Genomic DNA, 23,808 nt, shown 5'->3' on the forward strand with positions numbered 1-23,808 from the left:
AGCGTAGCGCTCCGATTGCTGAGAGTGGAGGTGTGCGTGAAGAAGACCACTCCTTCGTGGGGCGAAGCGCCCGGCCCCGTAGGGTCGTACTCATGAGTACGACAGGCGCGACCGCCGAACCTCCCCCGGGCTCCCGAGAGAGCTCGAGTGGGGCGGACCCCCTCGCGGCCCTGGGCGCGCTGCCCGGTGTGGCCGAGTCCGTGGAGTCCGTGCGCAAGGCCGTGGACCGGGTGTACGGGCACCGGGTCATGCGGCGCCGGAGCAACGAGGTCACCTCCGAGGCGGCGCTGCGCGGCGCCCGTGGCTCCGCGGCCCTGTCCGGTGCGGACTGGGCCCTGGAGGAGGTGCGCCGGCGCTCCGACTTCAGCGGTGACGACGAGGCGCGGGTGACGGGCGCCGCCCTGAGGCTGACCGCCGAGGCCGGTCAACTGCTGTCCATCTGGAGGCAGTCGCCCCTGCGGGTGCTGGCCCGGCTGCACCTGGTGGCCGCCGCGAGCCGCGAGGACGCGGTCGGACGGCCGCGCCAGGAGGGTGAGGGAGTCGCGGAGCCGCTGATCGAGCTGCCGCCGCCGAGCGCCGAGGAGGTCTCCGGGCGCCTGGAGGGCCTGTCGGACCTGATCATCGCCGGGAGTTCCGCGCCCGCCCTGGTGATCGCGGCCGTGGTGCACGGTGAACTTCTGGCGCTGCGCCCCTTCGTCTCCCACAACGGACTGGTCGCCCGGGCGGCCGAGCGCATCGTCCTGGTCGGCGGCGGCCTCGATCCCAAGTCGGTCTGTCCCGCCGAGGTCGGCCACGCCGAACTGGGTCGCGCTGCCTACCTGGCCGCCCTCGACGGCTATGTCTCGGGCACTCCGGAGGGCGTGGCGGCCTGGATCGCCCACTGCGCCAGGGCGGTGGAGCTGGGGGCGCGCGAGTCCACGGCGGTGTGCGAGGCGCTCCAGCGCGGGGCTGCGTGACGGGCCCGGACACAGGGTTGCGGCGGTACGAGGACTCGTACCGCCGCTGGCATGACCACCGAGTTACCAAGCGTCCTCGATATGTTGCCCATCAGGTGGGGATCTTTGCCCGTCACCTGGTGCGGCTGGCCCGTAATCGACGGGTCGACGTCGCGTGGGTGCTCAGTGTTCATACTCGGTCCGTGGGGCCAATTGCGCTCTAAAGGTGATCCTTTCGGATGTCCTTCGGTCTCGCGGGCCGTCGAGTCCTTTGTACTGCAAGCGGGGGAGTAAGCGGAACCCCCGGCTGCACTTCTTTACTTTCCGGTTCAAACAGGAGCGGAACGGGCGCATGAGGGCCGCGCGGGATTTTCCGGCGGCCGAGTGACGGATCAGGTGACCGAAAGGCGGATCAGACAACCGAGTTCCGACGCCGGGTCGTGTACCAGACGAGCCCCGCGGTGGCCGCCGCCGCGCCTATGGCAGCCGCCGCGACCAGAGCCGGACGCGGCGGTACGGAGAAGGCGGGCAGCCGCTGCTTCAGTCGCACCGGCCGGTGGAAGTCGAGAACCGGCCACGCGCGCCCGACGGCCTCCCGGCGCAGCGCCCGGTCGGGGTTCACGGCGTGCGGATGCCCGACCGACTCCAGCATCGGCAGGTCGGTCACCGAGTCGCTGTAGGCGTAGCAGCGGCTGAGGTCGTACCCCTCGGACTCGGCCAGCTCGCGGATCGCCTCCGCCTTGGTCGGGCCGTAGGCGTAGTACTCCACCTCGCCGGTGAAGCAGCCGTCCTCCCCCACCACCATCCGGGTGGCCACCACGCGGTCCGCGCCCAGGAGTTCGCCGATCGGCTCGACCACCTCCGCGCCCGACGTGGACACGATGACCACGTCGCGGCCCGCGGTGTGGTGCTCCTCGATGAGGGACGCGGCCTCGTCGTAGATGATCGGGTCGATCAGGTCGTGCAGCGTTTCGGCGACGATCTCCTTGACCTGCCGCACGTTCCAGCCGCGGCACAGCGCGGACAGGTACTCGCGCATGCGCTCCATCTGGTCGTGGTCGGCGCCGCCGGCGAGGAAGACGAACTGGGCGAACGCCGTCCGCAACACGGCCCTGCGGTTGATCAGTCCACCTTGGTAGAAGGACTTGCTGAAGGTGAGCGTGCTCGACTTCGCAATGACCGTCTTGTCCAGATCGAAGAAGGCCGCTGTGCGGGGCAAGGAGTGGTTTTCCACGCTCCTGAGCATAGGGGCAGCCCATTCGGCGTAAGGTGGGCGCGTGGGTTTGCCTGAGAAGGCTCTCGGGTACACCATGGAAGTCACGGATCGTTCGCGACCGTGCCAACCCGGTCCGACTCCTCCCCCCCCCGAGTCGGCCGTGGAGACGACCCCCGCTCTCCCCCCCGGCGGGGGTCGTCGCATGTCCGGGTGGGTTTTTCCCCCTCCGTCCGTGGGCGCCGAGCCGGATCGGCCGCGCCGCGCGGGATGCGGGCGCTTTCCCTGATCTGTCACGGTGCGTAGTCGTGGCGCTGCTCTGTGGAAGTCGTACGGGAACCAGTACACGGGTCACCGGTATGGGTGACGGCGATATTCACAGCCATCGAGTCGTCCACAGTTTTTGACCAAGATCCACACGATTTTCCGGATCACTGCACCGTGATTCCTGCGCGCACCGCTTCCGGCGAGTTCATGGCCGGTTCCGATTGTCCGGGCGCGCGCGGCCGGTTCGTATCGGCCGCTCAAAGGAAGACCGCTCGCCGGTACTTCCCACGTTCGGGATTTGCGGGGCCGCACGGGCCGCGCGCAAGAAGCAGCGAAGGGGGTTCGACCCGTGGCCGGAACCGTCACACACGATCCACCGCCCGATGCCGGAGGACTCCAGGGCAGACCGTTGATCGTCACCGAGGACGCCGCACTCCTCGACGACCTGCTGCGCCTGTGCGCGGCGGCGGGCGCCACACCCGAGGTCCATCACGGCCTGCCCGAGCGCGGAGGCGGCTGGGAGGCGGCGCCGCTGGTCCTGGTCGGCGACGACGCCGCCCGGCGGGTGCGCGGGGCGGTGCGCCGGCGCGGAGTGGTGCTGGTCGGCCGCGACCAGGACGACTCCGGCATCTGGCGGCGCGCCATCGAGATCGGCGCCGACCACGTGCTGGTGCTGCCCGACGGCGAGCAGTGGCTGGTCGACCGGATCGCCGACGTCGCCGAGGGCGTCGGACGCCCCGCCCTCACCGTGGGTGTCATCGGCGGCCGCGGCGGAGCGGGCGCGTCCACGCTGGCCTGCGCGCTCGCCGTCACCTCCGCTCGGCAGGGCCTGCGCACCCTGCTCGTGGACGCCGACCCACTGGGCGGCGGCCTCGACGTCCTGCTGGGCGGGGAGACGGCCGAGGGGCTGCGCTGGCCGGCGTTCGCCGCCTCCCGCGGGAGAGTCGGCGGCGGCGCGCTGGAGGAGTCGCTGCCCGAACTGCACTCGCTGCGCGTGCTCAGCTGGGACCGCGGCGACTGCGTGGCCGTCCCGCCGCAGGCCGTCCGGGCGGTGCTGGCAGCTGCCCGGCGGCGGGGCGGCGCCGTGGTGGTCGACCTGCCCCGCCGCGTCGACGAGGGGGGCGCCGAAGCGCTCGCCCAGATCGACCTCGGCCTGCTCGTGGTCCCCGCCGAACTGCGTGCCGTGGCGGCCGCGGCACGGGTGGCCTCCGCGGTCGGCATGGTCCTGCGCGACCTGCGGGTGGCGGTCCGGGGGCCGTACGCGCCCGGGCTCGACGACCGCGAGGTGGCCCGCCTGCTCGGTCTGCCACTGGCGGGTGAGGTGCCCGTGGAGTCGGCGCTGCGGCGCCCCGGCGAGGGCAGGACCCCGCCCGGCGCGGTGGCGCGCGGACCGCTCGCCCGCTTCTGCACCGCGTTCTGGGAGCGGGCCCTGATCGAGGCGGCCGCCGCATGAGGACGGTCGCCGAACACCTGCGGACGGACCGGCGCGCGGCATCGGCGGACGCGCTCCGCGAACCCACGCCCCCCAACGGGCCCCGGATGCCCGCCGAGTTGCTGGACGGCGTACGGCGGTGGCTCGCCGAGAGCGGGTCCGAGCCGACGCCGGCGCGGGTCGCGCAGGCCCTGCGCGAACAGGGCCGCGTGCTCGGGGACGCCGAAGTGCTCGGCGCGGCCGAGCAGTTGCGCTCCGAGCTGATCGGCAGCGGTCCGCTGGAGCCGTTGCTGGCCGACCCGTCGGTGACCGACGTCCTCGTATCGGCCCCGGACCGGGTGTGGGTGGACCGGGGCGGCGGACTGGAGCGAGCCGCGGTCGCCTTCCCCGACGCGGCGGCCGTACGGCGCCTCGCGCAGCGCCTGGCCGCCGTGGCCGGCCGCCGGCTGGACGACGCCCGGCCCTGGGTCGACGCCCGGCTGCCCGACGGCACCCGGCTGCACGCGGTGCTGCCTCCCGTCGCCGTCGGCTGCACCTGCCTGTCCCTGCGGGTCGTACGGCCGCGCGCGTTCACCCTGGAGGAACTGGTCGCGGCGGGCACGATGCCGCCCGGTGGGGACCGTGTGCTGCGGGCTTTGATCGAGGCCCGGTTGTCCTTCCTGATCAGCGGGGGAACAGGAACCGGCAAGACCACGCTGCTCAGCGCGCTGCTCGGGCTGGCCGGGCCCGGCGAGCGGATCGTCCTCGCCGAGGACTCCGCGGAGCTGCGCCCCGACCATCCGCACGTCGTCCGCCTGGAGACGAGGCCCGCCAACCAGGAGGGCGCGGGTCTGGTCACCCTCGAGGACCTGGTGCGGCAGGCCCTGCGAATGCGGCCGGACCGGCTGGTCGTGGGCGAGGTGCGCGGCGGTGAGGTGGTCCATCTGCTGGCCGCGCTGAACACCGGCCACGAAGGCGGCTGCGGCACGGTGCACGCCAACGCGGCGGCCGACGTCCCGGCCCGGCTGGAGGCGCTGGGCACCGCCGCCGGGCTCGACCGGGCGGCGCTGCACAGCCAGTTGGCGGCCGCGCTGTCGGTGGTGCTGCACCTCGTGCGGGACCGCTCCGGACGGCGGCGGATCGCCGAGGTGCGGGTGCTGGAGCGGGACGAGTCGGGACTGGTGCGGACCGTGCCGGCGCTGCGCTGGGGCGCGGAGGCGTTCCTGGCGGAACGGGGGTGGGAGCGGCTGCGGAGGCTGCTCCGGGGGGAGAGCGGGAGGGACGGTGCCGACCGCGATGGATGAAGGGTTCTCGGGCTCCGCCTGCGCGGCCGTGGGCGCGGTGTGTGCCGGGGCGGCCGTGTGGCTGCTGGGCGGCCGGCACTCCGCGGCACGGCGGGCACGGTCGTTGCTCGCCGGCGGCGGACCGCAGGGCACGGGACGGCCACTCCCGGACCGGGTCCTTCGCGGACTGGCCCGGGCGCGGGGGCGGTTGCGCGCCGAGTACTGGGCGCCGGCCGCCGGGATGGTGCTCGCGGTGCTGGGCGCCTCGGTGCTGCCGGTCGTCGCGGGGGCGGTCGGGGTGCCGCTGCTGCGCCGCACCCGGCTCGCCCGGACGGCACGCCGACGGCGGGAACGGCGGGCGGACGCGGTGATCGCCCTGTGCGGGGCGCTCGCCGGAGAGGTGCGGGCCGGGCGGCAGACGGGCGAGGCGCTGCTGTGCGCCGCGCGGGACTCGGGCGGGCTCGGCGACGCCCAGGCGGCGGTGGTGGCTGCGGCCCGGTTCGGCGGTGACGTGCCCGCCGCGCTCGCCGCGGCGGCCCGGCAGCCGGGCGCGGAGGGCCTGCGCGGCCTCGCGGCCTGCTGGCGGGTGGCCGTGGACCAGGGCGCGGGCCTGGCGGCCGGGCTGGACCGGCTCGAAGGGGCGCTGCGCGCGGAGCGCGACCAACGCGCCGATCTGCGAGCCCAGTTGTCGGGGGCCAGGGCCACGGCCGTCATGCTCGCCGGCCTGCCGGTCCTCGGACTGCTGCTGGGCACCGCCATGGGGGCCGACCCCTTGCGGGTGCTGCTGCACACGGGAGCGGGACTGGGCTGCCTGGTCGTCGGTGGCGTGCTGGAGGGCGCGGGGCTGTGGTGGGCCCTGCGGATCGTGCGAACGGCGGAGGCGATGTGAGCGCGGATGACGTTGTCCACAGGGTGGGGATGGCCGCGGGGGTGGCGGCGTTCCTGTGGCTGTCGGCGGGACGGCTGGAGGCGATGGGCCGGGAGCGGAGCGCTCGGCGGCGGACGGCAGCGGTGCTGGGGACGGAGCGGACACCGCGGGAGGCGCGGCGCTCGCGCTCACGGATCCCGGCGGCGGGTGCCGTGCGGCGCTGGCTGCCGGCGGTGGGTGTGGCCGGGGCCGGGTGGGTGCTGGTCGGCGGGCTCGGAGGGCTCGCGCTCGGGCTGGCCGGCGCGGCCGGGATGTGGCAGTGGCGGCGGCGGACACGGAGCTGTCCCGAAGCGGAGTCCGACGCGACCGAGGCCGCCCGTCAACTCCCGCTCGCGGCCGACCTGCTGGCGGCCTGCATCGCGGCCGGTGCCGGTCCGGTGATCGCCGCCCAGGCCGTCGGGGAGGCCCTGGGCGGCCCCGTCGGGGACGCACTGGCCCGGGGCGCCGCTCAGGTCCGGCTCGGCGGGCAGCCGTCCGACGCCTGGCGCGGACTCGCCTCGATACCGGGGGCCGCGGCCCTGGCACGGCTGCTGGAACGCGCCGACCAGTCGGGCCTTCCCGCCGCCGGACCGGTCGCCCGGCTCGCAGCCGACGTCCGCGCCGACCGGGCGCGCACCGCGACGGCCCGGGCACGCAGGGCCGCCGTGCTGGTCACCGCGCCGGTGGGGCTGTGCTTCCTGCCCGCCTTCGTCGCGGTGGGCGTGCTGCCGGTGCTGATCGGCCTCGCGGGCGGAGTACTGGGCGGAGGGGGTGGCTGACGGCGCCGGATCGGACGCAGGAGCAGTGAGTCGACAACCAACGGACCACAACCAACAGGGCACAACCAACAGGCAACAACCAACGGACCACAGCCAACAGGCCAAGACCTCACGGGGGTTGAGATGTACGGGAAGGTGCGGGCACGGCTGCGTGCCCTGGCGCGCAGGGACGCGGGAATGGTGACGTCGGAGTACGCGATGGGGATCATCGCAGCGGTGGCGTTCGCCGTGCTGCTCTACGAGGTGGTGACGAGCGGCCAGGTCAAGACGGAGTTGCAGGACATCGTGAAGCGAGCGCTCAGTGCGCGGACGTGAACGGGCACGGGCGCACCGGGCCGGACGGGAAGGCGCCGACGCGGGGTTCGTGACGGCGGAGGCCGCCATGGTCCTGCCCGTGCTGGTGCTGGTGGTGACGACGCTGGTCTGGGTCCTGCTGGTCGTGCTCGCGCAGATCCAGTGCGTGGACGCGGCTCGGGCGGGGGCCCGGGCCGCCGCCCGCCAGGACCCGGACGGCGCGGTCACCCGGGTGACCCGGGATGTGGCACCGCACGGGGCGAAGGTCACGGTGACCCGCCGGGGAGACCACGTGCACGTGGTCGTCGAGGCCGACCCGCCGGGGCTGGGCGTACTGCCCTTCCGGCTGAGGGAGGAAGCCGTCGCGGAGGCGGAGGACACGGTCGGGACGCGCGCACAGCCGGGGACGGGGACATGAACGGTGGCGGGAGCATGGGGCGGGGGACGGGGACATGAGGCGGTGGCGGGAGCATGAGGCGCAGAGCGGGGACATGAGGCGCCGCGTCTCGGGCTTCCGCGGCTTTCGCCGGCTCATCGGTGGCGGACGTGGCGGACGCCGGCCCTCGGACCGGGGTTCCGCCACCGTGTGGAGCGTCGGGGCGATCGCCCTGCTCTGCGTGGTGTTCGGCATCGGTCTCGCCTTGGGGCAGGCGGTGGTCGACCGTCATCGCGCGGCCGGGGCCGCCGACCTCGCCGCGCTGGCGGCGGCGGGCCACTGGGCCGAGGGCGGCGACGCGGCCTGTGCCCGGGCGGACGAGGTGGCCCGGGCGCACGGCACCCGGCTCGTCCGGTGCGCGATCGTGGGCGACACCTCGGACGTCACGGCGGCGGTGGAACGGGGGCCCTTCACCGCGAAGGTGAGGGCGAGAGCGGGACCGGCGACCCCGGCGGGATCCACACAGGGGCCCACGTCAGCAGGGCCCACCTCCTCCGCGGGGTCCATGGCACCGGCACCTTTCACCCGTGCGGGCTAAGCCTCCAACGCCGCTTCCCCTTCCGCGTCAGCCTCTGCCTCCTTCTCCTCAGGGGCCGCCTTCAGCAGCACCGTCAGCAGACGCACGGCGCCCCTCTTGTGCAGCGGGTCGTTGCCGTTGCCGCACTTGGGGGACTGGATGCAGGACGGGCAGCCGGAGTCGCACTCGCAGGAGGCGATGGCCTCGCGGGTGGCGGAGAGCCAGGCGCGCGCGGTGTGGAAGGCGCGCTCGGCGAAGCCCGCGCCACCCGGATGGCCGTCGTGGACGAAGACCGTGGGCAGCAGCGTGTCGGGGTGCAGCGGGACGGACACGCCGCCGATGTCCCAGCGGTCACAGGTCGCGAACAGGGGCAGCATGCCGATCGACGCGTGCTCGGCGGCGTGCAGGGCGCCGCCGAGGATCTCCGGGTTGATCCGGGCCTCGTCGAGCTGGTCCTCGGTGACCGTCCACCACACCGCGCGGGTGCGCAGCGTACGAGGAGGGAGGTCGAGTTTCGTCTCGCCGAGCACCTCACCTGTGATGACACGTCGGCGCAGGAAGGAGACCACCTGGTGGGTGACCTCGACGGAGCCGTAGCACAGGCGGGCGTCGCCCCAGGGCACCTCGACGTCCGTCTCCAGGACGGAGATGGACGTGGTGTCGCGGGCGGCCGTCGTGTACGGCGGGGCGGCCTCCTCGACCAGGGCGACCGAGTCGTCCAGGTCGAGGGAGCGCACCAGGTACGTACGGCCCTGGTGCAGATGGACCGCGCCCTCGTGCACCGTCGTGTGCGCGGCGCCCGCGTCGACCGTGCCGAGCAGCCGGCCGGTGCCGGCCTCGACGATCTGCACCGGCCGTCCGCCCTCGCCGCGGATGTCGGTGAGGTCCGCGGCCCGTTCCCGGCGGGTCCAGTGCCAGGCCTTCGTCCGGCGGCGCAGCAGCTTCGCGGCCTCCAGCTGCGGCAGCAGCTCCGCGCAGGCCGGGCCGAACAGTTCGGTGTCCTCCTCGGTGAGCGGCAGCTCGGCGGCGGCCGCGCACAGGTGCGGGGCGAGGACGTAGGGGTTGTCCGGGTCGAGGACCGTGGACTCGACCGGCTGGTCGAACAGGGCCTCGGGATGGTGGACGAGGAAGGTGTCCAGCGGATCGTCGCGGGCGACCAGCACCGCCAGCGCGCCCTGGCCGGAGCGCCCCGCGCGGCCCGCCTGCTGCCACAGGGAGGCGCGGGTGCCCGGGTATCCGGCGATCAGTACGGCGTCCAGGCCGGACACGTCCACGCCCAGTTCCAGGGCGGTCGTGGCGGCCAGGCCCAGAAGCTCGCCGGAGTGCAGGGCGCGCTCCAGGGCACGGCGCTCCTCGGGCAGATAGCCGCCCCGGTAGGCCGCGACGCGCCGGGACAGCGGCCGGTCGATCTCGGCCAGCCGCTCCTGGGCGATCACCGAGATCAGCTCGGCGCCGCGCCGGGACCGTACGAAGGCGACCGAGCGCACTCCCTGGAGGGTGAGGTCGGTCAGCAGGTCCGCCGTCTCGGCGGTGGCGGTACGCCGGACGGGCGCGCCCCGCTCGCCCCGCAGCTCGGTCAGCGGGGGCTCCCAGAGGGCGAACACCAGTTCACCACGGGGCGAGGCGTCGTCGGCCACCTCCACCACGGGCACGCCGGTGAGGCGGCGGGCGGCGACCGCGGGCTCCGCGGCGGTCGCCGAGGCCAGCAGGAAGACGGGAGAGGCGCCGTAACGCGCGCACAGCCGGCGCAGGCGGCGCAGCACCTGGGCGACGTGCGAGCCGAAGACGCCCCGGTAGGTGTGGCACTCGTCGACGACCACGTACTTCAGGGCCCGCAGGAAGGAGGACCAGCGCGGGTGCGAGGGCAGGATTCCGCGGTGCAGCATGTCGGGGTTGGTCAGGACGTGGTTGGCGTACTGGCGGATCCACTCGCGTTCCTCGGGCGGGGTGTCGCCGTCGTACACCGCGGGGCGCACGGCCTTGCCCAGCGGCCGGGCGAGTTCCTTCACCGCACGGCACTGGTCGGCCGCGAGGGCCTTGGTGGGGGCCAGGTACAGGGCGGTGGCGCCGCGGCCGTTGGCCGCCTCGGAGCCGTCCAGCAACGTCGAGAGCACCGGGACGAGATAGGCCAGCGACTTGCCGGACGCGGTGCCCGTGGCGACGACGACGGAGTCGCCGTCGAGGGCGTGCTCCGCGGCGCGCGCCTGGTGCGCCCACGGGTGCTCGATCCCGCACTCCTGGACCGCCGCGATCACCTCCGGCCGAATCCGGTCGGGCCAGACGGCATGGCGCCCCGCCCGCGGGGGCAAGTGCTCCGTATGAGTGATGCGCGCAGCCCTGCTCTGCCCCGCGGCGAGCCGGTCGAGAACCGCGCCCGGCGCCAGGCGGGTTGCGGGGGCGGCCGGGGATCGGTCGGGTCGGTGATTCTTGGCCATCGGCACCGAGTCTGTCACCGACGTGCAGGACAATGAGACCAAGGCGTCGTGCACGCCTGCCGGTAAGTGATTGAATGCCATCGCGGCTGGCGAACCGTCCCGGGGGCTTCAAGCCGAGGTGTCCCGAGGGGCGACCGCTCGATAGCAAGGTGCTGGAGGATCCGTGGACCTGTCCCTGTCGACCCGTACCGTCGGCGATCGTACGGTCGTCGAGGTCGGTGGCGAAATCGACGTATATACCGCGCCCAAGCTGCGCGAGCAGCTGGTCGAGCTGGTGAACGACGGGAATTTCCACCTCGTCGTCGACATGGAGGGCGTGGACTTCCTCGACTCCACCGGGCTCGGCGTACTGGTCGGCGGTCTGAAGCGAGTGCGCGCCCATGAAGGCTCGCTGCGCCTGGTGTGCAACCAGGAGCGCATTCTCAAGATCTTCCGTATCACCGGTCTCACCAAGGTGTTCCCGATCCACACATCGGTCGACGAAGCGGTGTCGGCCACAGACTGACCGCCGGCCCCGGGCCGGTGACCGGGGCGGCAGAGTCCCAACGGGGGGCCGGGCATTTCGGCGGCCCGGTCCCTCGACAGCACGCCCGTAGCTCCGAGGGGGATGCATGGCCACCGTCGAACTCCGCTTCAGCGCGCTGCCCGAGCACGTCAGGACCGCCCGTCTGGTGGCGGCAGCGGTGGCGCGCAGGGCCGGAGTGGACGAGGCCGTCCTCGACGAGGTCAGACTCGCCGTCGGCGAGGCCTGTTCCCGGGCGGTGGGACTGCATCGCAATGGCGGGATCTCGGCACCGGTGAAGGTGATGCTGACCGAGGAGGAGAAGCAGTTCTCCATCGAGGTCGGCGACGAGGCCCGGCACGCGCCGTACCACACCGGGGACGCCCCGGGCGCGGCGGACGAGGCGGAGGCCGAGGAGGACGAGATGGGCCTCGCGGTCATCAGCGGTCTCGTCGACGACGTGGAGGTCTCGGCAGGGGAGCACGGCGGGTTGATCAAGATGACCTGGCCGACCACACCGCCAGTCGCGGCGCTTCCCTGACGTACTCCACCCGTTCGGCGCAACACATGAGGGCCCTGCTCCGCAGGGCCCTTCTTGTTGCGCCGGCGTTCCCACCAGGTAGATTTGATTTCGTGAACGAATTCACGACCGGTCGGCAGATCATTTGATCAAGCATTGATCGAGGGTCAATGGTTTTGAACCATTACCCCTTTCGGGTTCCGTGGCGTGACGGCGATCATTTGCTGAAGAGCAGGTGAAGGGCAATTCGGTTCGCCGCGCTCTGTTTTGATCAGGTTCCGCTACCTACAATCCGTCCACATCTTGAGCTCAGCCCAAGCGTCAAGGAGGACGAATGGCGGGGCTTTCTACCCCTCATCAGTTGGGCCACCCCACAACCTTCGCAGCTGCAGTGCTGACCAACGACAATCGGATCATCGTGGCGGTCATCGGGGCCGTCGCGCTGGCCGCGCTCGTGGTCGCAGGCGTCCTGGTGCGCCAGGTGCTCGCGGCAGGCGAGGGCACCAGCAGCATGAAGAAGATCGCGGAAGCGGTCCAGGAAGGCGCGAACGCCTATCTGGGCCGCCAGCTGCGCACCCTCGGCGTATTCGCCGTGGTCGTGTTCTTCCTGCTCATGCTGCTGCCCGCGGACGACTGGAATCAGCGCGCCGGACGATCGGTGTTCTTCCTGATCGGCGCCGCCTTCTCGGCGGCCACCGGCTATATCGGCATGTGGCTCGCCGTGCGCAGCAATGTACGTGTCGCCGCGGCGGCCCGGGAGGCGACCCCTTCGGAGGGTGAGCCGGAAAAGGATCTCACCGCTGTCTCGCACAAGGCCATGAAGATCGCTTTTCGCACCGGCGGCGTCGTCGGCATGTTCACGGTGGGGCTCGGCCTGCTCGGCGCCTCCTGTGTGGTGCTGGTGTACGCGGCCGACGCGCCGAAGGTGCTGGAGGGCTTCGGCCTCGGTGCCGCGCTGATCGCGATGTTCATGCGTGTGGGCGGCGGCATCTTCACCAAGGCCGCCGACGTCGGCGCCGACCTGGTCGGCAAGGTCGAGCAGGGCATTCCGGAGGACGATCCGCGCAATGCCGCGACCATCGCCGACAACGTGGGCGACAACGTCGGCGACTGCGCGGGCATGGCGGCCGACCTCTTCGAGTCGTACGCCGTCACGCTGGTCGCCGCGCTGATCCTGGGCAAGGCGGCCTTCGGCAACGACGGGCTCGCCTTCCCGCTGCTGGTACCGGCCATCGGCGTGATCACCGCGATGATCGGGATCTTCGCGGTGGCGCCGCGCCGGGCCGACCGCAGCGGCATGAGCGCCATCAACCGCGGCTTCTTCATCTCCGCGGTGATCTCACTCGCCCTGGTCGCGGTCGCCGTCTTCGTCTACCTGCCGTCGTCGTACGCCGGTCTCACCGGCGTCACCGACGCGGCGATCAGGGGCAAGGACGGCGACCCGCGGATCCTCGCCCTGGTCGCAGTCGGGATCGGCATCCTGCTGGCCGCCGTGATCCAGCAGCTGACCGGCTACTTCACCGAGACCACCCGGCGTCCGGTCAGGGACATCGGCAAGACCTCGCTCACCGGTCCGGCCACCGTCGTCCTCGCCGGTGTCTCCGTGGGCCTGGAGTCCGCGGTCTACACCGCCCTGCTGATCGGCCTCAGCGTGTACGGGGCCTTCCTGCTCGGCGGTACGTCGATCATGCTCGCGCTGTTCGCGGTGGCGCTGGCCGGTACCGGACTGCTCACCACGGTCGGCGTGATCGTCGCCATGGACACCTTCGGCCCGGTCTCCGACAACGCCCAGGGCATCGCCGAGATGTCGGGCGACGTCGAGGGCGCGGGCGCGCAGGTGCTCACCAACCTGGACGCGGTGGGCAACACCACCAAGGCCATCACCAAGGGCATCGCCATCGCCACCGCCGTCCTCGCGGCGTCGGCGCTCTTCGGGTCGTACCGGGACGCCATCACCACCGGCGCGCGCGACGTCGGGGAGAGACTGACCGGTTCGGGTGTGCCGATGACCCTGATCATGGACATCTCGCAGCCCAACAACCTGGTCGGCCTCATCGCCGGCGCGGCGGTCGTCTTCCTCTTCTCGGGGCTGGCGATCAACGCGGTGTCCCGGTCGGCGGGTTCGGTGGTGTACGAGGTGCGCCGGCAGTTCCGTGAGAAGCCCGGGATCATGGACTTCAGCGAGAAGCCGGAGTACGGCAAGGTCGTCGACATCTGCACCAAGGACGCCCTGCGCGAGCTCGCCACACCCGGGCTGCTCGCCGTCATGGCGCCCATCTTCATCGGGTTCACGCTCGGCGTCGGTGCGCTCGGCGCGTATCTCGCGGGCGCGATCGGCGCGGGCACGCTGATGGCGGTGTTCCTCGCCAACTCCGGTGGCGCCTGGGACAACGCCAAGAAGCTGGTCGAGGACGGCAACCACGGCGGCAAGGGCAGCGAGGCCCACGAGGCCACGGTGATCGGGGACACGGTGGGCGATCCCTTCAAGGACACCGCGGGACCCGCGATCAACCCGCTGCTGAAGGTGATGAACCTGGTGTCGCTGCTCATCGCGCCCGCGGTCATCAAGTTCTCCTACGGCGCCGACAAGAGTCTCGGTGTGCGGATCGTGGTCGCGGTGCTGTCGCTGGCCGTGATCGTCGGCGCGGTCTACGTCTCCAAGCGGCGCGGTATCGCCGTGGGCGACGACGACGACAACGCCGAGCGGGTGTCCAAGCCGGCCGATCCCGCGGTGGTCTCGTAGGCGGTCTCATCCCGGGCACGGCTCAGGAAACGGGCGGGCGGCGCGTACGACGCGTCGCCCGCCCGCCGCGTGTGCGGATGCCCGTGAGCCTTCTCTCGCTTGGTGCAAATGGCCGCAAAACACCACACAGGGGGCTAGTGACTCCCGAGTGTGGCGGGCGCGACGTGTATGTTCCGGGGCCGAGAGCCATGGAAGGGACCCATCCGGTGAACAAGAAGCTCGCGGCCGCACTGTCCGGCGGTGCGGTACTCGTACTGGCACTGACGGGCTGCACCAGCAGCGCTGCCGACAGCAAGAACGACGCGCTGAACACCTGGGCCAAGCAGGTGTGCGACGCGGTGCAGCCGCAGGCGAAGAAGATCGAGGCCGCCAACACCGCCATCCAGAAGGAGACCTCGGACAACAGCGCGCCGGCCCAGGTCCAGAAGACCGACGCGCAGGCCTTCCAGGACATGGCCGACGCCTACAAGGCGATCGGCCTGGCCGTGAAGACCGCCGGCGCGCCCGAGGTCGACAACGGCAAGAAGAAGCAGCAGGACGCGGTCAAGGAGCTCAACGGCCTCGCGGCCTCGTACACCTCCCTGAACGAGCAGGTGGACAAGCTCGACACCAAGGACCAGGCCAAGTTCGCCGACGGGCTCAAGGGCATCGCCACCCGGCTGGACAAGCTGAGCCGGACCGGGAACGACGCGTTGAAGAACCTCGAGGAGGGCGACGTCGGCCGGGCGATGGCCCAGCAGCCGAGCTGCAAGTCCGCCTCCGCCGCCCCGTCCGGCTCGGCCTCGTCTCCGGCGGCGAGCGGCTGACCCACGCGGGTACACGCGCGTGTGCGCTGTCGGAGTGAGCCGACACAATGGGGGCGTGAGTGACACCAGCCTGCCCGCACTGCCCGCCTCCGACCGACCGGACGTCGCCGCCCGGCTCAGGGACGCCCTGCTCGGCGCCTCCTTCACCGCCGACGGACTGCTCGAACTGCTCGGCGCGCCCGCGTACGCGGCGCTGGCGCGCAGCGAGACCGTGCCCGCGCTCCGGGCCACGCGCGGCGACACGCCACTGGAACTGCTGGTCCGGCTGTTCCTGCTCCAGCAGCCGGTGCCCTACGCGCGCGTGGCGGGCGCCCTGCCCGTCGAGGCGTGCCTGGAGACCGGCTGGCTGGTGCGCGTCGGCGCGGACGAGGTCGCCGCGACCGTGGACGTCCGGCCCTACGGCGGACTCGACGGCGAGGACTGGTTCATCGTGTCCGACCTGGGCTGCGCGGTCGGTGGAGCGGGAGGTGTGCGCGCCGGCGCCCGCCGGCGGGACGACGACGGGCGGCAGGCGGACGGGACCGACGGCCGTGACGAGGGGGTCGTCCTCGGTGTCGGCGGCGCCTCCACGACCCTGGCCGGCATCACGGTCCGCACGCCGGTCGGCTCCGCGCTCGACCTCGGCACCGGCTCCGGCATCCAGGCGCTGCACGCGGGCCGGCACGCCACACGCGTGACCGCCACCGACGTCAACCCGCGCGCGCTGCACATCACCGCCCTGACACTCGCGCTGTCCGGCGCGCGGGCCGCCGATCTGCGCCAGGGCTCGCTGTTCGAGCCGGTCCACGACGACGAGCGGTTCGACCTGATCGTGTCGAACCCGCCCTTCGTGATCTCCCCGGCCGCCCGGCTGACGTACCGCGACGGCGGGATGAGCGGGGACGATCTGTGCCGCACGCTCGTCCAGCAGGCGGGGGAGCGGCTGAACGAGGGCGGGTTCGCGCAGTTCCTCGCCAACTGGCAGCACGTCGAGGGGGAGGACTGGCAGGACAGGCTCAGGTCATGGGTGCCCCGCGGGTGCGACGCGTGGATCGTGCAGCGCGAGGTGCAGGACGTCACGCAGTACGCCGAGCTGTGGCTGAGGGACGCGGGTGACCACCGCGGTGACGCCGCGGAGTACCAGGCGCGGTACGACGCCTGGCTGGAGGAGTTCGAGGCGCGCAAGGTCAGGGCCGTGGGCTTCGGCTGGATCACCCTGCGCAGGACGGGATCCGCGACGCCGTCGATCACCGTGGAGGAGTGGCCGCACCCGGTGGAGCAGCCGCTCGGCGACACCGTCCGGGCGCACTTCGCCCGCGTCGACTACCTGCGGGACCACGACGACGCGGCCCTGCTCGACGGTCACTTCCGGCTTGTGCGCGAGGTGGTCCAGGAGCAGGTCGGGCTGCCCGGCGCCGAGGACCCCGAGCACGTCGTGCTGCGCCAGAACCGCGGGATGCGCCGGGCCACCGCGGTGGACACGGTGGGCGCCGGCTTCGCCGGTGTCTGCGACGGCACGCTGAGTGCCGGCCGCATCCTGGACGCCATCGCCCAGCTGATGGGCGAGAACCCGCTTCTCCTGCGCGACCGCACACCGGCCCAGATCCGGCTGCTGGTGGAACAGGGTTTCATCGAGCCGGCCCAGGAACCGGCTCGAGACTCGGCGGAAGAACCCGCCCAGTGACTGGTTCGGTGACCGGTCCGGTGACCGTTTCGCGCGACCGATGAGGCCGGTGCGCCCCTAGCGTCGCCCGGGCCGGCAGGGGCGGCGGGGGCCACCGGGGCCGCCGGGACGTCCGTGGCGGCGGCGAGTTCTCGTCGTTCTCGGGGCGTGTGGGTCGTTTCGACGGCGCTCGGTCAAGGCGTTCGATCTTTGCCGGGGGCCGGGCGGGAAAACACCGGAAAAAAAGCGGAGAGCTTGATTCCGGTCACCTCGCGGAGGCTGTCGGAGCGCCGCCCCCGGGAGCGGGACGACACGAGTTCACCGCGGGTTGGTGTCCTCGTCGCCCGTGGGTGTCAGCCTCCCCTACCGGGGCATCCGGGGAGCGGAGGGGCGGACATGGAGAGCGTTCCGGCGATCTTCACGGGAACGGTGTTCTTCCTGTTCGGAGCAGCCTTGTTGGGATGGACGACGGTCCGGGTCCGGCACCGGGAACCCGTGGCCCTCGGCCTGCCCCGCATCGTGTCGGCGACCGTCGCGACCCTGGCCGCCGTGACCGCCCTGACCGTCGGCGTGTGGTGCTTCGGGCGCCTGTGACAGCCGCCGCACGCGTGCGGTCTCCGTAACTGAGAGAGCACCCTCCGCATCAGCCCGAACGGCCTGGTGAGCAGTCCGGGCGGCAGGAAGGGGGGTAGTCGGGTTACCGTTCGAGTGGCCGTTGCGGGCTTTTCCCGTTTGACACGGGGGCGGGATGTACCGTCACACTCCGCAGCGTCACCACCACCCGACCCCCGGGAAATCAAGGCCTGGGGAGGCCCAAGCGTCGACCGGAGAGAAGAGCGAAGTTGTCCCCGACCAGCGAGACCGCACAGGGCGGCCGCCGACTCGTCATCGTCGAGTCGCCTGCCAAGGCGAAGACGATCAAGGGCTACCTCGGCCCCGGCTACACCGTCGAGGCGAGCGTCGGGCACATCCGCGACCTTCCCAACGGTGCCGCGGAGGTCCCTGAGAAGTACACCGGTGAGGTGCGCCGCCTCGGTGTGGACGTGGAACACGACTTCCAGCCGGTCTATGTCGTCAACGCGGACAAGAAGGCCCAGGTCAAGAAGCTCAAGGATCTGCTGAAGGAGTCCGACGAGCTCTTCCTCGCCACCGATGAGGACCGCGAGGGCGAGGCCATCGCCTGGCACCTCCAGGAGGTGCTCAAGCCGAAGATCCCGGTCAAGCGGATGGTCTTCCACGAGATCACCAAGGACGCCATCCGGGAGGCGGTCGCCAACCCGCGCCAGCTCAACCAGCGGCTGGTCGACGCCCAGGAGACCCGGCGCATCCTCGACCGCCTCTACGGCTACGAGGTCTCGCCCGTGCTGTGGAAGAAGGTCATGCCGCGCCTGTCGGCGGGCCGGGTCCAGTCCGTCGCGACCCGGCTCGTGGTCGAGCGGGAGCGCGAGCGCATGGCGTTCCGCTCCGCCGAGTACTGGGACCTGACCGGCACCTTCGCGACGGGCCGCGCGGGCGACGCGAGCGACCCGTCCTCCCTGGTCGCCCGCCTGCAGAGCGTCGACGGCCGGCGGGTCGCCCAAGGCCGCGACTTCGACTCCCTCGGACAGCTCAAGAGCGCGAACACCCTCCACCTCGACGAGGCGAACGCCCGCGCCCTGGCCGCGGCCCTCGAGGACACCAGCTTCTCCGTCCGGTCGGTCGAGTCCAAGCCGTACCGCCGCTCGCCGTACGCCCCGTTCCGTACGACGACGCTCCAGCAGGAGGCCAGCCGCAAGCTCGGCTTCGGCGCGAAGGCGACCATGCAGATCGCTCAGAAGCTGTACGAGAACGGCTACATCACGTACATGCGTACGGACTCCACGACCCTGAGCGACACGGCGATCGCCGCCGCCCGCGCCCAGGTCACCCATCTGTACGGCGCCGACTACCTGCCGCCGCAGCCCCGTACGTACGCCGGGAAGGTCAAGAACGCGCAGGAGGCGCACGAGGCGATCCGTCCTTCGGGTGATCGTTTCCGCACGCCCGCCGAGACCTCCCTGACCGGCGACCAGTTCAAGCTGTACGAGCTGATCTGGAAGCGGACGGTCGCCTCCCAGATGAAGGACGCGACCGGGAACAGCGTCACCGTGAGGATCGGCGGCACCGCGACCGACGGCCGGGACGTCGAGTTCACCGCGTCCGGCAAGACGATCACCTTCCACGGCTTCCTCAAGGCGTACGTCGAGGGCGCCGACGACCCGAACGCCGAGCTCGACGACCGCGAGCGCCGGCTGCCCCAGGTCGGCGAGGGCGACGCGCTCACGGCCGAGGAGATCACGGTCGACGGCCACGCCACCAAGCCCCCGGCCCGTTACACCGAGGCCAGCCTGGTCAAGGAGCTGGAAGAGCGCGAGATCGGCCGCCCGTCGACGTACGCGTCGATCATCGGCACGATCCTCGACCGCGGCTACGTCTTCAAGAAGGGCACGGCCCTGGTGCCGTCCTTCCTGTCCTTCGCCGTGGTCAACCTCCTGGAGAAGCACTTCGGGCGGCTCGTCGACTACGACTTCACCGCCAAGATGGAGGACGACCTCGACCGCATCGCGCGCGGTGAGGCGAAGGCCGTGCCGTGGCTGAGGCGCTTCTACTTCGGCGAGGGCACCGGCCACGGCGGCGCCGCCGAGGCCGGCAACGGCGACGGCGACCACCTCGGCGGCCTCAAGGAACTGGTGACCGACCTGGGCGCGATCGACGCGCGCGAGGTGTCGTCGTTCCCGGTCGGCAACGACATCGTGCTGCGGGTCGGCCGCTACGGCCCGTACATCGAGCGCGGTGAGAAGGAGACCGACACCCACCAGCGCGCCGACATCCCGGCCGACCTGGCCCCCGACGAGCTGACCGTCGAGCTCGCGGAGGAACTGCTCGCCAAGCCGAGCGGCGACTTCGAGCTGGGCGCCGACCCGGACACCGGCCACACGATCGTCGCCAAGGACGGCCGCTACGGCCCGTACGTCACGGAGGTCCTCCCCGAGGGCACCCCGAAGACCGGCAAGAACGCGGTCAAGCCGCGCACGGCCTCGCTGTTCAAGTCGATGTCCCTGGACACCGTGACCCTGGACGACGCCCTGAAGCTCATGTCGCTGCCGCGGACCGTCGGCACCGACGCGGAGGGCCAGGAGATCACCGCGCAGAACGGCCGCTACGGCCCGTACCTGAAGAAGGGCACGGACTCGCGTTCGCTCCAGTCCGAGGACCAGCTCTTCACGATCACGCTGGAGGAGGCGCTGGCGATCTACGCCCAGCCCAAGCAGCGGGGCCGCGCGGCCGCCAAGCCGCCACTGAAGGAGCTGGGCGAGGACCCGGTCAGCGGAAAGCCGGTCGTCGTCAAGGACGGGCGTTTCGGCCCGTACGTCACCGACGGCGAGACCAACGCCACCCTGCGCTCCGGCGACAGCGTCGAGACGATCACCCCGGAGCGCGGTTTCGAGCTCCTCGCGGAGAAGCGCGCGAAGGGCCCGGCCAAGAAGACCGCGAAGAAGGCCGCCGCCAAGAAGGCGCCCGCGAAGAAGACGGCGTCCACGGCCGCGAAGAAGACCGCGGCGAAGAAGACCGCGGCGAAGAAGACGACCACCGCCAAGAAGACGACCACCGCCAAGAAGACGGCCGCCAAGAAGACCACCGCGACGGCAGCCAAGGCGGCGGAGGACTGACGCGGGCGGATCCTCCGCGGATCCCCGCGGATTCCTCGCGGCTCCTTTGCGAAAGGCACGCCCCGGCATCACTTTGGTGTCGGGGCGTGCGCACCCCCGGATCGTCACGCCGTGCTGTCCGTGCGTCCCGATAGGCTGAACGCATGACGCGAGCCGAGCAGCCAACGGCCCACACCTCCACCTCCGACGACGCCCTCCTGGTCGACTCCCGGGAGCGCGCCGTCCGCGCCCTGCTGCGGCGACCGCAGGTGCGGCGGCTGTGGAGCGCCCAACTGGTGGGAGGCGTGGGGGACACCCTCGCGCTCCTGGTCCTGGTCGTCCTCGCCCTCCAGGCGGCGGTCGTCGCGAGCCCCTTCGGCGGCGGCTACCGGGGCGTGGCCTTCGCAGTGGCGACGATCTTCGGAGTGCGCATCCTGGCGACGCTGCTCTTCGGCGCGGTCCTTCTCGGACCGCTCACCTCGCTCACCTCCCAGGAGGGCCCGCTCGACCGGCGCTGGACCATGGTCGGCGCCGACGGTCTGCGGGCCGCCCTGCTGATCGTCGCGCCGCTGTGGATCGACTGGACGCCGAACGACGCCCTGGCCTTCCTCCTGGTCACCGTCTTCGTGACTGGGGTCGCCGAGCGTTTCTGGAGCGTGTGCCGGGAGAGCGCGGCCCCCGCGCTGCTGCCCGCCCCGCCCCCGGAGGGCGCCACGGTGCGCCCGCTGCCGGACCACATGGACGCCCTGCGCCGCCTGTCGCTGCGGACCACCTTCCTGGCGGTCCCGCTGGCGGCCGCGGCCCTGGTCGCCGCCTCCCTGCTCAACAACCTGCTGGGCACCGGCGTCGTCTGGTTCGACCAGCACCAGGCCGCTCTCGGCGCGTACGTCGCGGCCGGACTGTTCGCCGGGTCCCTGTCCGTGCTGACCTATCTGGAACTGCCCGGCACACGCACCCCGCGCCCCCGCTCGCCGCTGGAGGGGCTGCGCCGCCCGAAGACGGGCACCGGGGTCGACAAGGGCCGCACGGGCGCCGTTCCGCTGCTCGTGCTCGCCTGCGCGTCCGTCGCCGGGGCGATCGCCGCCGCGGTCGCCGTCTGCGTGCTGCACGCCACGGACCTGCACGGTGGTCCCGTGCTGTACGGCCTTGCGGTGCTCGCCCTGACCGGCGGGGTCGTCGTCGGCATCCGTACGGCGCCGAAGGCGCTGGTCTCCCTGTCGCGGCGGCGGCTGCTCGCCCTGACGATCGCTCTCACCGGCGTCGCCCTGCTCGCGGCCGGTCTGGTCCCCGACGTCACCACGGTGCTGCTGCTCCTCGCGCTGGCCGGGGTGAGCGCGGGCGCCGCCGCCAACACCGGGCACACGCTGCTCGACCAGGAGGCCGAGGACTACCGCAAGCCGCGCATGACCGAGCACCTGCACACGGTGGTACGGGTCTTCGTGGCGCTCGGCGTCGTGCTCGCCCCCGTGGTCGCGGCCGGGATCGGCCCGCACCGGCTGGAGGACGGCCGGTTCGTGTTCGCGCACGGCGGCGCCGCGTTCACGCTGATGCTGGTCGGCGCGCTGCTGCTGCCGGTGGCCGCGTTGGTCCTCGCCAAGGTCGACGACCGCTCCGGCGTGCCGCTGCGGCAGGACCTCGTCGACGCTCTGCGGGGTGGCGACGACCCGGTGACGGCCCCCGCGGCGTCCGGGTTCTTCATCGCCCTGGAGGGCGGCGACGGCGCCGGCAAGTCCACGCAGGCCGAGGCGCTCGCCGACTGGATCAGGTCCAAGGGCCACGAGGTCGTCCTCACCCGCGAGCCGGGCGCCACGCCCGTGGGCAAGCGGCTGCGCTCGATCCTGCTGGACGTGTCCTCGCAGGGCCTGTCCCACCGCGCGGAGGCGCTGCTGTACGCCGCCGACCGCGCGGAGCACGTCGACACCGTCGTACGGCCCGCGCTGGAGCGGGGCGCCGTGGTGATCACCGACCGGTACATCGATTCCTCCGTCGCCTACCAGGGGGCGGGCCGCGACCTGTCCCCGACGGAGATCGCGCGGATCTCCCGCTGGGCGACGAACGGTCTGGTGCCGCATCTGACGGTCCTGCTGGACGTCTCGCCGGAGACCGCCCGTGAACGGTTCACGGAGGCGCCCGACCGCCTGGAGTCGGAGCCGGCCGAGTTCCACGCGCGCGTGCGGTCCGGTTTCCTGGCGCTGGCCGCCGCCGACCCCGGCCGTTACCTCGTCGTGGACGCCGGGCAGGAGCCCGAGGCGGTGACCACGGTCGTCCGGCACCGGCTCGACCAGATGCTGCCGCTGTCCGAGGCCGAGCTGAAGGCGCAGGAGGAAGCGCGGAAGAAGGCCGAGGAGGAGGCGCGCCGCAAGGCCGAGGAGGAGGCCCGGCGCAAGGCCGAGGAGGAGCGCCTGGAGCGCGAGCGCCTGGAGCAGCTGGCGCGGCTGCGCGCCGAGGAGGAGGAGCGCAAGCAGCGCGAGCTGGAGGAAGCGCAGCGTCGCGAGGCGGAGCGGCAGGCCGAGGAGGCCCGGCAGCGCGCCGAGGAGGCCCGGCGCAAGGCCGAGGAGGAACAGGCCCGGCTGCTCGCGGAGGAGCGGGCACGGGCGGAGGCCGAGGCGCGCCGCAAGGCCGAGGAGGAGCAGCGGCGCCGGCAGGCCGAGGAGGAGGAGCGACTGCGCGCCGAGGCCGAGGCGCGGCGGCTGGAGAAGCAGCGCAAGGCCGAGGAGGCCCTGCTGCGGGCCGAGGAGGCCCGGCGGGCGGCGGAGCAGGCCGCGGCCAGCGCGCAGGCGGGCCCGCGCCGGTCCACCGAGCCCGCGGCGGTGCCGCCGGAGGAGCTGACCGTGCCGACGCCGGTGGTGACGCCGACGAACGCGCCGGGCGGACCCGCGGACGAGACGGCGGTGCTGCCGCCAGTGCGGGACGAGCGGGGGAGCGGCAGGTCTTCGAGCGAGGGCGCGGGCGAGGGCTCGGGCCGTGGCTCGGGGGACGACTCCCGTGGCGCGTCGCGCGCGTCGGCGGAGTCGCGGCCGCGGACGGCGGGTGAGTCGGAGTCCGAGGTGACCGCGCAGCTGCCGCAGCCCGTGGTTCCGCCGGGGGCCGCCGACGAGACCGCCGTACTGCCCGCTTACACACCGGGGGCCGCGGACGAGACGGCGGTCCTGCCGCCGGTGCGCGGGGAGGACCCCACGGACCGGGTTCCGCCCGGTTTCTTCCGGGACGAGCGGGGCGAGCGGTCGCGGGTCGCGCGGCCCGACCAGGGCGACGACCGTACGCGGGAGCTGCCCCAGGTCGACGCCGAGGCGGTCGCCCGGCGCCGGCCGCGGCCGGACTGGGCCGAGGAGACGCCGCTCGACGATCTGCCGACCCTGGCGGACGAACTGCTGGGCTCGCGCGAGGACGGCGGGAAGTTCGGCGACGGCGGCCGGGGACGGGGCCGGCAGCGCTGAGCCGTGGGCAGAG

The 23,808-nt window shown here is 72.7% G+C and carries 18 protein-coding genes; 16 read left to right on the forward strand and 2 right to left on the reverse strand.

What is annotated here, in order from left to right:
- Positions 1–92 precede the first annotated feature (92 nt).
- Positions 93–956, forward strand: a complete 864-nt coding sequence (locus tag ACTYVM_RS16305; protein ID WP_445526560.1) for a Fic family protein — start codon at positions 93–95, stop codon at positions 954–956.
- 391 nt (positions 957–1,347) lie between these two features.
- Here ACTYVM_RS16305 and ACTYVM_RS16310 read toward each other — a convergent pair whose 3' ends face one another.
- Complete coding sequence (locus tag ACTYVM_RS16310; protein ID WP_445526561.1) at positions 1,348–2,181, reverse strand: HAD family hydrolase; 834 nt, start codon at positions 2,179–2,181, stop codon at positions 1,348–1,350.
- A gap of 583 nt (positions 2,182–2,764) precedes the next feature.
- Here ACTYVM_RS16310 and ssd point away from each other — a divergent pair.
- The 7 genes from ssd to ACTYVM_RS16345 all read left to right on the forward strand — a co-directional run bounded on the left by ssd (position 2,765) and on the right by ACTYVM_RS16345 (position 8,063).
- On the forward strand, positions 2,765–3,868 hold the full coding sequence (gene ssd / locus ACTYVM_RS16315) for a septum site-determining protein Ssd (RefSeq protein ID WP_445526562.1): 1,104 nt from the start codon (positions 2,765–2,767) through the stop codon (positions 3,866–3,868).
- 86 nt (positions 3,869–3,954) lie between these two features.
- Positions 3,955–5,130, forward strand: a complete 1,176-nt coding sequence (locus ACTYVM_RS16320; protein ID WP_445526613.1) for a TadA family conjugal transfer-associated ATPase — start codon at positions 3,955–3,957, stop codon at positions 5,128–5,130.
- On the forward strand, positions 5,123–5,998 hold the full coding sequence (locus ACTYVM_RS16325) for a type II secretion system F family protein (protein WP_445526563.1): 876 nt from the start codon (positions 5,123–5,125) through the stop codon (positions 5,996–5,998). Before ACTYVM_RS16320 ends, ACTYVM_RS16325 begins: the two co-directional genes overlap by 8 nt.
- Before the next feature lie 29 nt (positions 5,999–6,027).
- A complete protein-coding gene (locus ACTYVM_RS16330) occupies positions 6,028–6,795 on the forward strand; it encodes a type II secretion system F family protein (RefSeq protein WP_445526564.1) in 768 nt (255 codons plus the stop codon).
- A gap of 123 nt (positions 6,796–6,918) precedes the next feature.
- Positions 6,919–7,110: a DUF4244 domain-containing protein gene (locus ACTYVM_RS16335; RefSeq protein WP_445526565.1), complete on the forward strand. Its 192-nt coding sequence runs from the start codon at positions 6,919–6,921 to the stop codon at positions 7,108–7,110.
- Positions 7,097–7,507: a TadE family type IV pilus minor pilin gene (locus tag ACTYVM_RS16340; protein WP_445526566.1), complete on the forward strand. Its 411-nt coding sequence runs from the start codon at positions 7,097–7,099 to the stop codon at positions 7,505–7,507. The genes ACTYVM_RS16335 and ACTYVM_RS16340 overlap by 14 nt, the downstream gene beginning before the upstream one ends.
- A gap of 73 nt (positions 7,508–7,580) precedes the next feature.
- Positions 7,581–8,063 carry an Rv3654c family TadE-like protein gene (locus ACTYVM_RS16345; RefSeq protein ID WP_445526567.1) on the forward strand — a complete coding sequence of 161 codons (483 nt, stop codon included), beginning with the start codon at positions 7,581–7,583 and terminating at the stop codon, positions 8,061–8,063.
- Here the strand turns inward: ACTYVM_RS16345 and sftH are convergent.
- Positions 8,060–10,558: a DNA 3'-5' helicase SftH gene (gene sftH / locus ACTYVM_RS16350; RefSeq protein WP_445526568.1), complete on the reverse strand. Its 2,499-nt coding sequence runs from the start codon at positions 10,556–10,558 to the stop codon at positions 8,060–8,062. The genes ACTYVM_RS16345 and sftH overlap by 4 nt on opposite strands.
- An 82-nt stretch (positions 10,559–10,640) precedes the next feature.
- Here sftH and bldG point away from each other — a divergent pair, with 82 nt between their 5' ends.
- The 8 genes from bldG to tmk all read left to right on the forward strand — a co-directional run bounded on the left by bldG (position 10,641) and on the right by tmk (position 23,795).
- The gene (gene bldG, locus ACTYVM_RS16355) at positions 10,641–10,982 is read left to right on the forward strand and encodes an anti-sigma factor antagonist BldG (RefSeq protein ID WP_121787637.1); all 342 of its coding nucleotides are present in this window, start codon (positions 10,641–10,643) and stop codon (positions 10,980–10,982) included.
- A gap of 106 nt (positions 10,983–11,088) precedes the next feature.
- Positions 11,089–11,520 carry an ATP-binding protein gene (locus ACTYVM_RS16360; protein WP_445526569.1) on the forward strand — a complete coding sequence of 144 codons (432 nt, stop codon included), beginning with the start codon at positions 11,089–11,091 and terminating at the stop codon, positions 11,518–11,520.
- Positions 11,521–11,833: 313 nt separating this feature from the next.
- Complete coding sequence (locus tag ACTYVM_RS16365) at positions 11,834–14,242, forward strand: sodium-translocating pyrophosphatase (protein ID WP_445526570.1); 2,409 nt, start codon at positions 11,834–11,836, stop codon at positions 14,240–14,242.
- A gap of 188 nt (positions 14,243–14,430) precedes the next feature.
- Entirely contained in the window at positions 14,431–15,048 is a 618-nt protein-coding gene (locus ACTYVM_RS16370; protein ID WP_445526571.1) for a small secreted protein, read from the forward strand.
- Positions 15,049–15,103: 55 nt separating this feature from the next.
- Positions 15,104–16,711 carry a DUF7059 domain-containing protein gene (locus ACTYVM_RS16375; protein WP_445526572.1) on the forward strand — a complete coding sequence of 536 codons (1,608 nt, stop codon included), beginning with the start codon at positions 15,104–15,106 and terminating at the stop codon, positions 16,709–16,711.
- A 375-nt stretch (positions 16,712–17,086) separates the two neighbouring features.
- On the forward strand, positions 17,087–17,284 hold the full coding sequence (locus ACTYVM_RS16380) for a hypothetical protein (protein ID WP_445526573.1): 198 nt from the start codon (positions 17,087–17,089) through the stop codon (positions 17,282–17,284).
- Between the two features lie 248 nt (positions 17,285–17,532).
- On the forward strand, positions 17,533–20,379 hold the full coding sequence (gene topA, locus ACTYVM_RS16385) for a type I DNA topoisomerase (RefSeq protein WP_445526574.1): 2,847 nt from the start codon (positions 17,533–17,535) through the stop codon (positions 20,377–20,379).
- Between the two features lie 143 nt (positions 20,380–20,522).
- A complete protein-coding gene (gene tmk / locus ACTYVM_RS16390) occupies positions 20,523–23,795 on the forward strand; it encodes a dTMP kinase (protein ID WP_445526575.1) in 3,273 nt (1,090 codons plus the stop codon).
- Positions 23,796–23,808: the final 13 nt, after the last annotated feature.

The sequence above is a fragment of the Streptomyces cyslabdanicus genome (genome assembly GCF_052663305.1).